The organism is Bacteroides sp. RTP31139st1_H2_RTP31139_211217, assembly GCF_040227615.1.
GTDB classification, from domain to species: domain Bacteria; phylum Bacteroidota; class Bacteroidia; order Bacteroidales; family Bacteroidaceae; genus Bacteroides; species Bacteroides uniformis.
The window spans coordinates 1-14,965 of the sequence record NZ_JBCNZM010000033.1 but is presented as its reverse complement, the minus strand read 5'-3'; the positions used below and the strand labels follow the sequence as shown (position 1 = coordinate 14,965).

At 45.9% G+C, this 14,965-nt stretch carries 12 protein-coding genes; 10 read left to right on the top strand and 2 right to left on the bottom strand.

The features are described 5' to 3' along the window. The first annotated feature begins 27 nt into the window (after positions 1 to 27). The 6 genes from ABUA47_RS07670 to ccsA all read left to right on the top strand — a co-directional run bounded on the left by ABUA47_RS07670 (position 28) and on the right by ccsA (position 8,004). Entirely contained in the window at positions 28 to 1,179 is a 1,152-nt protein-coding gene (locus tag ABUA47_RS07670; protein ID WP_035450017.1) for an imelysin family protein, read from the top strand. Positions 1,180 to 1,288: 109 nt separating this feature from the next. Further along, entirely contained in the window at positions 1,289 to 2,722 is a 1,434-nt protein-coding gene (locus tag ABUA47_RS07665) for a di-heme oxidoredictase family protein (protein ID WP_117945587.1), read from the top strand. Between the two features lie 29 nt (positions 2,723 to 2,751). Further along, complete coding sequence (locus tag ABUA47_RS07660; RefSeq protein ID WP_005823796.1) at positions 2,752 to 3,963, top strand: porin; 1,212 nt, start codon at positions 2,752 to 2,754, stop codon at positions 3,961 to 3,963. Between the two features lie 24 nt (positions 3,964 to 3,987). After that, the gene (locus tag ABUA47_RS07655) at positions 3,988 to 4,704 is read left to right on the top strand and encodes a hypothetical protein (RefSeq protein WP_009037108.1); all 717 of its coding nucleotides are present in this window, start codon (positions 3,988 to 3,990) and stop codon (positions 4,702 to 4,704) included. Between the two features lie 65 nt (positions 4,705 to 4,769). Continuing rightward, a complete protein-coding gene (locus ABUA47_RS07650) occupies positions 4,770 to 5,924 on the top strand; it encodes a Rid family hydrolase (RefSeq protein WP_009037107.1) in 1,155 nt (384 codons plus the stop codon). 28 nt (positions 5,925 to 5,952) lie between these two features. Beyond that, positions 5,953 to 8,004 carry a cytochrome c biogenesis protein CcsA gene (ccsA, locus tag ABUA47_RS07645; RefSeq protein ID WP_035450013.1) on the top strand — a complete coding sequence of 684 codons (2,052 nt, stop codon included), beginning with the start codon at positions 5,953 to 5,955 and terminating at the stop codon, positions 8,002 to 8,004. Between the two features lie 431 nt (positions 8,005 to 8,435). Here ccsA and ABUA47_RS07640 read toward each other — a convergent pair whose 3' ends face one another. Both ABUA47_RS07640 and ABUA47_RS07635 read right to left on the bottom strand, forming a co-directional pair. Further along, positions 8,436 to 9,050 carry a response regulator transcription factor gene (locus ABUA47_RS07640; RefSeq protein WP_005823789.1) on the bottom strand — a complete coding sequence of 205 codons (615 nt, stop codon included), beginning with the start codon at positions 9,048 to 9,050 and terminating at the stop codon, positions 8,436 to 8,438. Beyond that, on the bottom strand, positions 9,040 to 9,744 hold the full coding sequence (locus tag ABUA47_RS07635) for a hemerythrin domain-containing protein (RefSeq protein ID WP_008665531.1): 705 nt from the start codon (positions 9,742 to 9,744) through the stop codon (positions 9,040 to 9,042). The genes ABUA47_RS07640 and ABUA47_RS07635 overlap by 11 nt, the downstream gene beginning before the upstream one ends. 210 nt (positions 9,745 to 9,954) lie before the next feature. Here ABUA47_RS07635 and ABUA47_RS07630 point away from each other — a divergent pair, with 210 nt between their 5' ends. The 4 genes from ABUA47_RS07630 to ABUA47_RS07615 form a co-directional block, all read left to right on the top strand. Beyond that, on the top strand, positions 9,955 to 10,317 hold the full coding sequence (locus ABUA47_RS07630; RefSeq protein WP_005823785.1) for a BlaI/MecI/CopY family transcriptional regulator: 363 nt from the start codon (positions 9,955 to 9,957) through the stop codon (positions 10,315 to 10,317). 29 nt (positions 10,318 to 10,346) lie between these two features. Continuing rightward, positions 10,347 to 12,212 carry a TlpA family protein disulfide reductase gene (locus ABUA47_RS07625; RefSeq protein ID WP_005823784.1) on the top strand — a complete coding sequence of 622 codons (1,866 nt, stop codon included), beginning with the start codon at positions 10,347 to 10,349 and terminating at the stop codon, positions 12,210 to 12,212. 50 nt (positions 12,213 to 12,262) lie between these two features. Then, the gene (locus ABUA47_RS07620) at positions 12,263 to 14,344 is read left to right on the top strand and encodes a M56 family metallopeptidase (RefSeq protein ID WP_035450010.1); all 2,082 of its coding nucleotides are present in this window, start codon (positions 12,263 to 12,265) and stop codon (positions 14,342 to 14,344) included. A gap of 12 nt (positions 14,345 to 14,356) precedes the next feature. Then, positions 14,357 to 14,965 (top strand): TlpA family protein disulfide reductase (locus ABUA47_RS07615; protein WP_349831504.1); only part of this gene is annotated, 609 nt, incomplete at its 3' end.

The window sequence follows — 14,965 nt, the reverse complement described above, 5'->3', positions numbered from 1 at the left end:
GAATAGTAATCAATTAATTTTATACAGATGAGGAAAAATTTCTTTTATGCGGCAGCTTTGGTATTAGGGCTGGCATTTACGGCTACTGCTTGTAGCGATGATGATGACAACAGTACAGTTAATCCTGCTGACATTGAGTATAACTCGGAGAATGCGGCAAGTTGGCACAACTACATGAGAAATGTGGCGGCTTTGTTGAAGGCAGATGCCACCAATCTTTATGATTCTTGGAATACGAGTTATAAGGGTGGGGCAAGTTTTGCAACTTCCTTCAAAGCTCATAATGGTGCCTATAACTTTTCAAGTGCCTGGAACTGTATAGAGCAGGTTATCGACGGTTGTGTTGAAATCTCCAATGAGGTAGGTGAGACGAAGATTGGTGATCCATATAATAAATATATGGCAAACAATGTTACAGAGGCCCTCTATGCTGTTGAGTCATGGTATAGCTGGCATTCCCGTGATGATTATACCAATAATATTTACTCAATCCGCAATGCCTATTACGGCTCTTTGGACGGTAAGGTGAGCGACAAGTCAATTTCAAAATTGGTGGCTGGAGCCAATGCGGAGTTGGATACGAAAGTGTCGGCAGCTATCACTACGGCAGCATCGGCTATTCAGGCTATTCCCCAACCTTTCCGTAATAATATCAACAGTCAGGAAACGGTAGCGGCTATCAAGGCTTGTGAAGAACTGGAAAGTGTATTGGATAAGGAGTTGAAACCTTATATCAGGGACAATAGCACCATTAACAGCAATGAAGCACTTGACCCGATTGTTGAAAATTATGTCAATGTTGTGGTTTTGCCTACCTATAAGGATTTGAAGGAGAAGAATAGTACGCTGTATGACGCTGTGGTGGCTCTTGCCAACAATCCCTCTAACAGTGCTTTTGAGACGGCATGCAATGCTTGGATAACAGCCCGTGAACCTTGGGAGGAAAGTGAGGCGTTCCTATTTGGGCCGGTGGATGAGCTGGGGCTTGACCCGAATATGGATAGTTGGCCTTTGGACCAGAACGCCATTGTCCAGATTCTGAATTCCCAGAAATGGGGCGATTTGGAATGGAGCGAGGGTGATGATGATGCAAAAGTTGAATCTGCCCAAAATGTACGCGGATTCCATACTTTAGAATTCCTGCTTTTCAAGGATGGCAAGCCTCGTACAGTTAAATAAGAATTATTTATAAACAATACTCAAGAAGTAAAGGGGGGGATTTGGAGAATCCTGCCTTTACTTCTTTGGCATGTTTGGATATGCCATTATTAAAAAGTAGATAAAGATGATGAATCGTTTAATGAGATATTCATGTCTTCTCCTTTGTTTGTCGGCAGGTTTGACTGCTTGTGATGATGATGGGATTGACGTGTTGGATATAGAGATTCCTGAAGGATACGCTCTGTCTGCCGGAACGTCCACAATCTTCATGAATTCATCCAAGGCCTATGATTCACCGGCAGACTGGGTGTCGGGTGTTTACAACAGTCGCTTTAATGATGGTGACGGGCTTTACGATGATGTGCGTACGAGTAGCAATGGCATGGGAGGTGGTCTTGGCCCGGTCTATGCGGGGTATTCTTGTGGCAGTTGTCATCGTAATGCCGGCCGTACCAAACCGACGCTGTGGAGTGAAGGTGGATCGGGTAGTTACGGGTTTTCCTCGATGCTGGTTTATATAAGCCGCAAGAATGGTGCGTTTTTTCAGGATTATGGTCGTGTTCTCCATGACCAGGCAATTTATGGAGTGAAACCGGAGGGAAAGCTTTCTGTGGAGTATACTTATGAGACTTTTACCTTTCCCGACGGAGAGAAGTATGAACTTTGCAGACCGGTTTATTCCATATCCGAATGGTATGCTGACAGTATAAAGCCTGAAGATATGTTCTGTACGGTGCGTATCCCGTTGAGACATGTCGGTATGGGGCAAATGATGGCTTTGGAACCTACGGAGATTGAAGCGCTTGCTGCAAAAAGTAATTATCCGGAGTATGGTATAAGTGGCCGTTGCAATTACATTACCGAACGTGGTGTGAGAAGCTTGGGGCTGTCGGGAAATAAGGCTCAACATGCGGATTTGACTGTTGAACTTGGTTTTTCAAGTGATATGGGTGTTACCAATAGCCGCTATCCGGAAGAGATATGCGAGGGGCAGTCCCAGGTGAATCAAGGCAGCATGATGGGGCTTTCTTATGCCCAGTTGGATGTTTCTACAGAAGATATGGAAGATGTTGACTTGTATATGCAGAGTCTTGGTGTTCCTGCACGGCGTAATGTGAATGACCCGCAGGTGATAAGGGGAGAACAGAATTTCTATAAAGCCAAGTGCCATCTTTGCCATGTCACCACGTTGCATACCAAGCCTCGGGGCTCCGTGCTGTTGAACGGTACCCGTTTGCCATGGTTGGGAAGTCAGACAATTCACCCCTATTCGGATTTTTTGCTGCATGATATGGGCTCCGAAATTATGGGAGTCGGTCTGAATGATAACTATGTAAGTGGGTTGGCGCGTGGCAATGAATGGCGCACTACTCCGCTTTGGGGTATCGGGCTTCAGGAAAAGGTAAACGGACATACCTACTTCTTGCACGATGGCCGTGCCCGCAATCTTGTTGAAGCCATAATGTGGCATGGGGGAGAGGGAGAAGCATCGAAAAATCTCTTTAAGAACATGAGCAAGGATGACCGTGATGCCCTGATTGCATTTTTAAATTCACTTTAGAACTAATAAGCTTTATATAAAAAGTAATTATGAAGAAATTTTTATATGTCGCCATGCTGGCTGTTTTGCCTTTGACCGCTATGGCGCAACATGAGGAAGATACGGAGAATGGTGTAGTGTCATTGGCCGGAAGAGAAGGTTTTACCATTGAAACAAAGAAAGGTGACTTTGTTTTCAAGCCTTATCTGTTGGTACAAACGAGTGCTAATTTCAATTGGTATGATGATGAAGGCTTGGATAAGGCTTATAACCAAGATAATATTGCCAATTCGGGTTTTTCCATTCCTTATGCCGTACTTGGCTTTACTGGCAAGGCTTTTGGAAAAGTAGCTTTCAATCTGTCCATCAATGCTGCTGCAAGTGGAGGAGCGCTGTTACAGCAGGCGTGGTTTGATGTACAGCTGAAAAAACAATTTGCGATTCGTGTCGGAAAGTTCAAGACTCCATTCTCGCATGCCTATCTGACAACTCTTGGCGAAACACTGCTTCCCCAGTTGCCGGTTTCTCTGACGTCTTCTGTAATTTTGCCTTATTCGTTGAATGCCGTGACGCCTAATATCGGTACGGGATTTGACCTGGGTGTTGAAATTCACGGTCTGGTGGCAGATAAGTTCGGTTATGAAGTCGGCTTGTTCAATGGAACCGGAGCTTCCGTGAATACAGCTTCAAAGACGATGAGTGATGACTGGCATATCCCTTCATTGCTGTATGCCGGACGTCTGACTTATATGCCCAAGGGGGTGATGCCTTCCACACAAGGTAATCCTAACCGTTTGAACGAGGATAAGATATTATTCGGTCTTTCGGGTTCTATCAATGTGGAGAGTGAAAATGAGAGTACCAATGATACCCGTGTGGGGTTGGAATTTGCCATGTTGAAGAACAAGCTCTATCTGGCGGCTGAAGCTTATTATATGAATGTAGGTTTCACCAAACGGCAAAAGATAAATGAATCGTATAGCTTTTTAGGCGGTTATGTGCAAGGTGGTTACTTTGTCGCTCCCCGCCTACAGCTTGCCGCACGCTACGATATCTTCAATCGTAACGGTACGGATGACGACGGTTTCCTGAATATGCCTGCTGTAGGTATGAATTACTTTTTCAGAGGATGCAACTTGAAATTGCAGGCAATGTATCAGTATGTAGCCCGTTGGGGACACGACACGCAGCTCGACCGTGATAATGATAATTTAGGTCTGGCCACTCACTCTGCCACGGTGATGCTTCAATATACATTCTAAATGAAGTCAGGAAAGGATTCGTCTATGAAAAAATACATTCTTTTCTTTTTTCTGCCCGTGCTTCTTATAGGTCTGCATGCATGCGATGAGGGGAGAATTTATGAGAATGCCGTAGTGGCCACGGGTGAAGGACGCACAGTGAAGATGACAGGCCGGATTAGTGGTGTGGATAAGTGGTCGGGCGACTATAGTGTGGTAGTGGCAGGATTTGATGATGAAAGCGATTATGCCATTGTTTCAAAGGTTGTTCCGGTATCCGAATCGGATAATGATGAAATCCAGTTGACAATGTCCGGCATAACGGATGAGGTGACAACTGTCGAGCTATGTGTAATCAATAAGTTGAGAAAGCGCATTGTCAGTTTGGTGGCAATGGAATGTACTGAAATCGCTGATACTATACTTATGGATGCAGGAACAGTTGATGCAAGTATGTACAATGCCATTCAACAAAAAATATTCAATGCCACTTGTACGGCTTGCCATGGTCTTAGCACCACTCCGGGTGGTGGCTTGAATCTGCTGGAAGGACATAGCCATGCTGATCTGGTCAACCGGGCTTCAACGACGGTGGACGGTAAAATGAGGGTTATGCCCGGCAATGCGTCAGAAAGTGTCTTGCATCTCATATTGGGTACGGACATCAGCTCGGATTGGCGTATAGACCATTCTCAGATGATAACCTCATCTGATATGCAGTCTTTGATTGGCAACTGGATTGACGATGGTGCACAGCCGTAATAATGATGGGCCTTACTGGTAATACCGGTACTTTTTTGAACAACAACGACTAATTGATATTTAATATGAAAGATAAACAACAACAAACTAATCAATCGGAGAATACCTTAACCGAAATCTTTAAATATGAGGTAGAAGCGGGTGTTTCGGAATATCATGTAATGATTCATGCCACCAGACCGGAAGCGACTTATGAAGAACAGCTGAATGCGGTGGTCGACACTTACTGCCAACTGCGTGAAAGTGAACTACAAGGTGCTGTTGCCATCTTTAAACGCTACTTTCTAAGTGACGCCGCCAATCAGGCAGATATGCTACTGGCGCTTTCGGCAGAATGTTCGGATTGTGCACTCTCCGTGGTAGAGCAGCCGCCGTTGAACGGTACAAAGATCGCACTGTGGGTCTATCTGCAGAAAGGTGTGGAAACACAGGTACTTCATAACGGATTGTTCGAAGTGAGACATGGCGCCTACCGTCACCTTTGGGGAGGCGGCTCTTTCAATCGTGCAGCCAATTCGGAATACCAGACCCGTCTGCTGTTGAATGACTATGTGATGCAGCTGATGGAACAGGGCTGCAAGCTGGCTGATAATTGCATACGTACCTGGTTCTTTGTACAGAACGTGGATGTGAATTATGCCGGAGTGGTGAAGGCACGTAATGAGGTGTTTGTTACCCAGGACTTGACGGAGAAGACTCATTATATTTCCAGTACCGGTATCGGTGGCCGTCATGCCGACCCAAAAGTGACGGTTCAGATGGATACTTATGCTGTAGATGGTTTGAAATCTGAACAAATTCACTACCTTTACGCACCGACACATCTGAATCCCACATACGAATACGGTGTGAGTTTCGAGCGAGGTACGTATGTGGATTATGGCGACCGTCGCCAGGTGTTTATTTCGGGTACTGCGAGCATCAATAATAAAGGTGAGGTGGTATATCCCGGAGACATTCGCAAGCAGACGGAACGTATGTGGGAGAATGTGGAGGCTTTGTTGAAAGAGGCTGGCTGTACGTTTGATGATTTAGGACAGATGATTGTTTATCTGCGGGATGTTGCAGACTATACCGTGGTCAAAGGAATGTATGACGAGCGTTTTCCGGATACTCCGAGAGTGTTTGTATATGCTCCCGTATGTCGTCCGGGTTGGCTGATAGAGATGGAATGTATGGGAGTCAAGTCTTTAGAAAACAAGGAGTTTGCTCCATATTGATTTTTTACTTTTAATTGATAGCTCTTAATTGAAAAAGTTTCTCATAGCTGTTTATGGTTGTTTGCTGCTCTTACTTGCTGCAACTACGTTTGTAGAGCAGACATACAGTACGGATTTTGTAGAAAAGCATGTTTATCATACTATTTGGTTCTGTTGTTTGTGGGGAGCCCTTGCTGCGATGACTGTTGTTGTGCTTGTAAGACAGCGGTTGTGGCGGTGTCTCCCGACGTTGTTGTTGCATGGCTCCTTCCTCGTGATTTTGGCGGGAGCCATGACTACGTTTCTTTGTGGCCGGAAAGGATATGTGCATCTTACTGTCGGCAGTGAGGTGAACTGCTTTTTGGAACAAGACGGCAGGCAGGTTGTAGAGTTACCGTTCACCTTACGTCTGGACAGTTTCCGGATTGAGTACTATCCGGGTACGGATGCTCCTGCAGATTATATCAGCTATATTCACGGTGAGACGCCCGTCTCCATGAACCGTATTCTTTCACGGCAGGGGCTCCGCTTTTATCAGTCTTCCTTTGATGAGGATATGCAGGGGAGCTGGCTGACAGTGAATTATGACCCGTGGGGGATAGGGATTACCTATAGTGGATACCTCTTGTTAGGTGTCTCCATGCTCTGGATGCTGGTCAGCCGGGGTGGAGAGTTCCGCAGGCTGCTGAGGCATCCGTTGTTGAAGAAGGGAGGAATGTTTGTCCTATTGTTGCTGTGTCTGGGAAGTGGGGTACATGCGCAGAAGAGAAGCCTTCCGGCACTGGCACGCAAGCAGGCGGATAGTCTTGCCCGTAAGCAGGTGATTTATAATGACCGTGTGGTTCCTTTCAATACCCTTGCGCGCGATTTTGTACTGAAACTGACGGGAAAATTGTCTTATGGAGGCATGACGCCGGAGCAGGTGATTGGCGGATGGCTTCTGCGTCCGGAGGTTTGGCAGAATGAGCCGATGATTTATATCAAAAACGAGGCACTCCGTCGCCTGCTTCATTTGGAGACACCTTATGCATGTCTGGCTGATTTGTTCGACGGTGAGAAGTATCGCTTGCAGAAGTTCTGGAAGGGGAAGCAAGACCATCATCAGAAAATGACTTCTCTGGAAAAGGCCATTGTAGAGGCGGATGAAAAGGTGGGACTGATTTTGATGCTCCAAAATGGTACATTGATTCGTCCTTTGCCGGAAGACGGGAGTGTGGAGCCTGTTTCCGATACTAAAATACAAGCCGAATTGCTGTATAACCGTATTCCTTTCAGCAAATTGCTGTTCATGTTCAACCTTACGGTGGGGATGCTGGCTTTCTTCCGTCTGCTGTATCGCGGCCTGCGCCGTTCGTCGGCATTGTCAGACTTTTCCGGTAGGATTGTAGCGCTCTCTTTCTCTTCGCGTTTGGCAGATACTTTTTTCCCGTTTTCTCTTTATGCGGCGTTTCTCTTTCAGCTCTTCGGGTATGGTCTGAGGTGGTACATCGGCGGGCGTATCCCGTTGGGTAATGGATACGAAACGATGCAGTTCATGGCATTGTGTGCGCTGTTCCTGGCTTGTCTGTTTCGGCGGCGCTTCCCGTTTATGGTGCCTTTCGGTTTTTTGCTGTCCGGTTTTGCCTTACTGGTGTCCTATTTGGGACAGATGAATCCCCAAATCACTCCCTTGATACCCGTGCTCGTTTCTCCGTGGCTCAGTACGCATGTGTCGTTGATAATGATGTCTTATGCTTTGTTTGCCTTTATGATGCTGAACGGCATACTGGCATTGTGTCTTCGCCGTTCAGCCCGGATGTTGATGCTGCTCAGCCGATTGCTGCTTTATCCCGCCGTTTTCTTTTTGGGAGCCGGCATTTTTCTGGGTGCGGTTTGGGCCAATGCTTCTTGGGGGCGTTATTGGGCTTGGGACCCGAAGGAAGTATGGGCGCTGATTACCTTTATGGTTTATGGAGCGGCGTTCCATGCGCGCAGCCTGCGCATTTTCCGCAGTCCGTTATTCTTCCATATCTATATGGTTGCCGCCTTTCTGACAGTCCTGATGACCTATTTCGGGGTGAACTACATCCTTGGAGGAATGCACAGCTATGCCAATGCCTGATTTGTGGGTGGTTCTACCTATTTATGATGACTGACTTGTTTTATTATACCTAATTTAAGTGATTGCGTACTGTCTGCCGATGCCTTATCTTTGCAACATCAGATTTGAATGAATTAGTTAGTCATAATTACGTAACCACTTTTATGAAGATAAAAGGATCCCCGCTTCCCGATGTGATATCGTGAAGCGGGGATTTGTGTATGGCGTGACGGATACTGTGGGTAAGGTTGGATAAGGATACTTGTGGGGCATAAAGAGTCATAGGATGGGGAGGGATGACATAGGGGATGAGCTTTGTCTTCAGGCACAAGATAAACCTTAATCAATAGGCAGAGGGCTTTTCCCGTATGGAGGAGCATACTTTTGCAAGGGATTCATCCGGTTTTTCCCTATAGGCCGCAGCGGGTAGGGAAACGGTTGCCGGAAGAATCTTATAGAGAGTCCTTGATGTCGCTCAATTCTACCAGCTTGTTGACAATAGCGTAGATGGTGAGCCCTGCCGGAGAATGTATCTGCAGTTTGCGTGCAATGTTACGGCGATGGGTAATGACAGTATGGATGGAGAGGTAGAGTTTGTCGGCGATGGCTTTGTTGGTCATGCCCTTCACAACGCAGGTGATGATTTCCTTTTCGCGCTGGCTCAGGGTTTCTTGTTCGCTGTCTTTTTCTTCTTCCTCCTCGGTGTGTAGCAAGTGGTTGATTTTGGAGGCGATGACATCTACGTCATCGCACATGGCGAAGTTCTCGTCATATTCCTTCAATATGTTGTTGTCGATGACGGAGCATACCATAGCAATGTACTTGATACCGGATTTTCCGTGTTCTGCCTTGAAGGCGGGCAGGTCGAACCAGCCACCGAAAGTGGGGTTGATGATGATAATGTCTGCCGGATGCATGTGAATGTAGTTTTGCAGCGATTCCGGAGAAGAAACTTCAATAGGGTGTGCATTCAAGTTGGGAATACGCTTCAAAACAGCCGTCAGACCACTCCGGATGATGACCGAAGTTTCTGCAATGACAATCTTCAAAGAAGTATTATTGTTCATTTTTCAGTTTCCTTTCTATTTGCGCTACGGCGGGAACAAACATATAATCTTCTACCTGGCAGTGGGTGGCAAGGTCTTGTTCGCAGTTGAATATATCGAACAAGACCGCATTCAGGAGATTGTTGTTCTCCTTTTCCGGGTAGTATTTGATGATGATGTTCTTCAGCTCTTTCAGTTTGGTATCTATCTGATTATGTTTGCTGGCAAAAGTGGCGATGTTGTATTCGTCCGATAGGTTGCCTTGGAGTAATTGCTCTACATAGGTGAATACGGCCTGGTTTTCATATTCCATGTGGCGGCGTACTTCCTTGGCATATTCATCGAAGAACTTCAGGATGAGGTAGGCTACATCGTTTGTACTGGAACAATCGATGGCTTCGATGAGTTTGCGGCGGATGGCCGGCAGGTTGAAGTCGAGGAAATATGTGTGGGCACGCTTCAGATAATCCATAAGGGCGGGAATGGAAAAATCACTTTCATTGCCGCTGTAAGAGTATTGTTCTTCGCTGATAAAGTTGGCTACGGCGAGGAATGTAGGGCAATCGACGCCTTGTGCTTCGCAGACGTCCTTCACGCTCTTGTCTCCGAATCCTAATGACAGTCCGAAGCGGCTCATCACCATTAATAAGGAGTAATTGTCACAGATGAGGTCGCTCATCTTGTCCGTGGAGCGGTACTTATGTTGCTCATTCATTGTATGTTATTGTTTTTAATTCTCTGATTCGTGCGCAAAGTAACGGCTTTTATCCGAGAACTGCAATCACTATTAGTAGGTATTTTGCTTGTCGGGAGACGGTTGGAGACTGGTGTTTGCCGAATAAACTAAAAGCTTTAGTTTTATTTAACGAGAGAAATTAGTTTTTGAACTAAATAATTTAGTTATTTGCAGAAAACAAAGAATGTTATGAAAGGATTGACTGCAAAAGAAGAAGAAATCATGGGCTTTTTCTGGGAAAAGGGACCCTTGTTTGTGAAGGAAATGCTGGCATTCTATGAAGAGCCGAAACCACATTTCAATACTTTGTCCACCATTGTGAGAGGATTGGAGGATAAGGGATTCCTGAGCCATCATACGTACGGCAACACGTATCAGTATTATGCGGTGGTCAGCGAGGAGGATTTTCGCAAGCGGACACTGAAGAACGTTATCAGCAAATATTTCAATAATTCCTATCTCAGCGCAGTGTCGTCTCTGGTGAAGGAAGAGGATATATCCCTGGAAGAACTGAAGCAGTTGATACAAGACGTGGAAAAGGGAAGGGACTGAGATTGTTGAGACTCTAATAACTCTGGCTTATGAAAAACATCGGATTGGTTTGTTTGCTGCTGGTAAGTATTTGCTGCGGATTGCAGGCAAAGAAAATCGTAAAGGTACCCTATTTCATGGCATGCAATACGCGTAGCATTGAAGTGGAGCAAGTGACGCTTGGAAAAGATACGACCTGGCTGGCGGTGAGGCTTTATGGCATGCAGGGCGATAGGGTCAGGATTGATTCGACAGCTGTGTTGCGGGCATCCGGAAAGGATTACGGATATTTGGGAAATACCGGTTTTGCCAGGGATGAATGGACGCATATTCCCGCTTCCGGTGAAATGACTGCTGTTTTGAAGTTTAGTCCGCTTCCGATGGATACTGAGAGCTTTGATTTTGTAGAGACACCGGACAGTGATGAAGGATGGGTAATTTATGGTATACAGCTCAACGGAGAGAAACCTCGGGTGGATATTCCCGAACGTTTGCGGAATAAGAAACCGGATGAGGTTTTGCCATTGCCCGGACCGGAATTGAATATGGGAAAGACTGTCATAAAGGGGCAGATATTGGGGTATAAACCGGAGTATGGAGTGACGTTACGCTACTATGACTCGCCTTGGTTCTTCATGTATTTCACCGGTAAGGACTTGAAGATAGCGGAGGATGGCACGTTCCGTTATGAGACAGAGGTGCTGTTGCCGAGCGGTGCTACGCTGTGGATATCCCGTTCGAAAATAGAATTGTTTCTCGTTCCGGGTGGAGAACTGGATGTCACAATCAATCTGCCTGAAATATTCTATTCGCAAAGCCGTCTTTTAAGCCGGAAAAGGGATGGTGTAACGGACAACTGTGTTTGGTTTGAAGGAGACTATGCCGGTCTGAATACCGAGTTGCTGCGGTTCGGTGAAATGAAAAGCTTATCGGGAGCTGATGATTTTTATGCAGATATTTGTGGGATGACTCCGCAGGCATATAAAAAGTATCTGTTCAGGCATTATGAAGATATGCAAAAGAAACTTGTAAAAAACAAGGATATGAGCCAGGCTTGCCGTACTTATATTCGGGCAAATCTGGATATGAATCTGTTCAGCCTTATCTATAATTACAAGAGTAACCTTAGTTATGCCCCGATGCTTTCGGGCAGGAAGGGGGTGAAAAGGGCGGACATGACGGTGGACAGTACCTCATACTTCAAGGAAATACTGCAACTGGATATTCTGCATACCCCCGAACAGAAATATTACAATTATTATACGGACTTTGTGAAGACCGCTACCGGAAATTTCCGGGATAAGTTTGTGCAAGACCCTCTTTGGCCGGACATGCTTCTTGCCGGGCGTGCTTCCCGTAATCTGAGCAAGTACATGCCTTTGACTGAGGAAGAGCGTCGGACGGTGGACAGCATCGCTTCTCCCGACCTCAGGCAATTGTTCCTGATGAGAAACGGGAGGATTGAAGCCGAACTGAAATCAGAGTTGGAAGCTACTAAGGGAAAGACCGGATATAAGATTGTTGAGGTGGAAAAGGAGGTAGCGGCAGACAGTTTGTTGCAGGTCATTACTCGTCCTTATCGTGGCAAGATGGTACTGGTGGATATGTGGAACACCTGGTGTGGTCCTTGTATGCGGGCCATGAAAAGCCTGAAACCGTTGAAAGAGGAGCTGAAAGAGGTGGTTTATCTATATATTGTCGACGAAACATCTCCTGAAGGAAAATGGAAAGTAATGATACCGGATATACCCGGTATTCACTGTCGCATTAGCAATGAGCAAAGTACGGCATTGGCAAAGCTGTACGAATATCCGGGTATCCCGACCTATTTCGTCGTGAACCGTGAAGGAGATATTTCCTACAAAGCAACCGGATTTCCCGGAGTGGAGATGCTACGGAATGAACTGACCAAGTAACTGTAAATAGTAAATAGTAAATCGTAAATCCCTAAATAGTAAATAATTCCATGGGTCTGTTTTTTGTTTATATACTCAAATCTTCTGTTTGCCTGGCGATATTCTATTTGTTTTATCGCTTGTTGCTGGCACGCGAGACGTTTCATCGTTTCAACCGTTTTTCATTGTTGGGCATTTTGCTGTTGTCCTGCCTATTGCCTTTGGTAGAGGTAAGTGTGAAGCAGGAGACGGAAGTGCACCAGACGATGCTGACATTGGAGCAGTTGCTGATGATGGCAGATGCAGTGAATGCCACTGAGGCCGGAGCAAGGGCTGAAACGGCAACAGTCATCTGGATACAAGTGGCGCTGCTTGTCTATCTGGCAGGAATCGTTTTCTTTGCCTTCCGCAACGTATATTCGTTGGTACGGTTACTGATGTTGCTGAAATCGGGTAAAAAAGAGGATATTGGCAGCTACTTACCGGGCAGGAAAGAGCGCGTTACTTTGATTGTACACAACTGTGACATCGCTCCGTTCAGTTGGATGGGATATATTGTCATTTCACGGAAAGACTTGGAGGAGAACGGACGGGAAATCCTTATCCACGAGCTTGCCCATATCCATAACCGCCATTCCTGGGACTTGCTGGTGGCTGATGTCTGCATTTTCTTTCAGTGGTTCAATCCGGCATCATGGCTCCTGAAGCAGGAATTGCAGAATATCCATGAGTTTGAAGCGGATGAAACGGTGATAAAGGAGGGTGTGGATGCAAAACAGTATCAACTATTATTAATAAAAAAAGCTGTCGGCACAAGGCTCTACTCTATGGCCAACAGCTTTAATCACAGTAAACTTAAAAAACGTATCACTATGATGTTAAAAGAAAAATCAAGTCCGTGGGCACGTTTGAAGTATCTTTATGTACTTCCGGTAGCTGCCATTGCAGTGACAGCTTTTGCCCGTCCCGAAGTCTCCGATAAGGTTGAGGAGATTTCAAGCGTCAAAGTTAACGATTTGGCTGCAATTGTAGAAACAAAAGTGGCAGAAAGTGCAGGTGACACTACGAAGCCTACCGATGTGAAGTATGTACCGACGGAAGTCCGCAAGCAGTTGAAGGGAACTCCGGTCTTCGAGGTGGTAGAGGAGATGCCGGAATTTCCCGGCGGCGGAATGAGCGCTTTCATGGATTATATCAAGACGAATATGCGTTATCCGGCATCTGCCAAAGAGAAAGGTACGCAGGGACGCGTGACTGTCCAATTTGTGGTGGATAAAGATGGTAGTATCAAGGAGCCGAAGCTTCTCCGTTCTGTAGATAAGGATATGAATGCTGAAGCGTTGCGTTTGATAAGTAGTATGCCGAAGTGGAAACCAGGGAGACAGAAGGGGCAGCCGGTGGCAGTGAAATATACGGCTCCGGTGATGTTCAGGCTGGATAACGACAAACTTGAAAAAACGTCTTCTGCCAATGGTATTACAGTTGAAGGATATGCAGGTAATGGGAAAGAACCATTGTATATTGTGGATGGAAAAGAGGTGACGCCATCTGTCATGAGTGCATTGAATCCTGATAAGATAGAACGTGTAACGGTTTTGAAAGATAAATCTGCCACGGAATTATATGGAGAAAAGGGAAAGAATGGTGTTCTTTTGATAACCCTGAAACAAGGAACTCCAGGTATAGTTATCCGTCGGGATAATGAGGTGACAGAGAACGCTAAAGTACAGCATAACGGTAGTCTTGATTTAATAAAGACTATCTATATTGATGGAGAAAAAGTTGATTTGAGTACTAAAACTATCGATGATTTAATACCTGCCGAGAATATTGAGGGTATTGAGGTGAAGAAAGAGGCAGGTGGAAAAGGTGAGATTTACATTACTACTAAAAAAACTAAAGCTGTAGAAAAGACTTCCGTTCAAGGTAATATGAAAGTGGAAGGTAAAGTGGTGGATGAGCAGGGTGAGCCTATTATCGGTGCGGCTGTTCTGATAGAAGGTACCACTACGGGAAGCGTTACCGATGTCAATGGCAATTTTGTCCTTTCTGTACCTTCTAAGGATGCTGTATTGGTTGCTTCGTATATAGGCATGGCTACCGGCAAAGTGAAGGCGCAACCCAAGCTTACAATTACACTGAAAAGTGAATAGTCTCTAACAACTATGATAAGGAAAATTCTCTCTTTGTTTCTGATTCTGGTAGCTGTGGGGGCAGGGCTTTGCTCTGCCCAGACAGCCGGTAAGAAATATTATTTGGCGGACGGGCTTTTCTTCGAAGGCATGCCGCCTGGTGTGGGTTCGGACAACGTGGCGGCTTTCATAATACATGAGGACGGCGCGGGACACGAGGTTACGGAACTCCGCTTGCGCAAGGGCATTGTGCTGTCTGAGGAGGTGAGAGAATATGCTACTCCTGCCGACGAGGTGCCTGGTGCGGAAGCTTTCTTGATGAGTTACCGTGGAGGAACGGGGAAGAAGTTGCCGATAGGCGGTGCCGTACAGACTTTGAAGAAGGAAGAATGGATAGGAAAGGCTTTTCCGGAATTCAAAGTGAAAGACACAGAAGGACAGGAGTGGAGTAATGCCGATGTAGTGGGCCGTCCTATGGTCTTGAACTTCTGGTATACCGGCTGTGGCCCTTGTATCCGTGAAATGCCGGAGCTGAACAAATGGATGGAAGTCTATCCTGATGTAACCTATCTTGCTACGACTTTTGACAGTGCTGCACAAATAAAGAAAATTGTAGAGAGCCGTCCTTTCCTCTTTACCCAG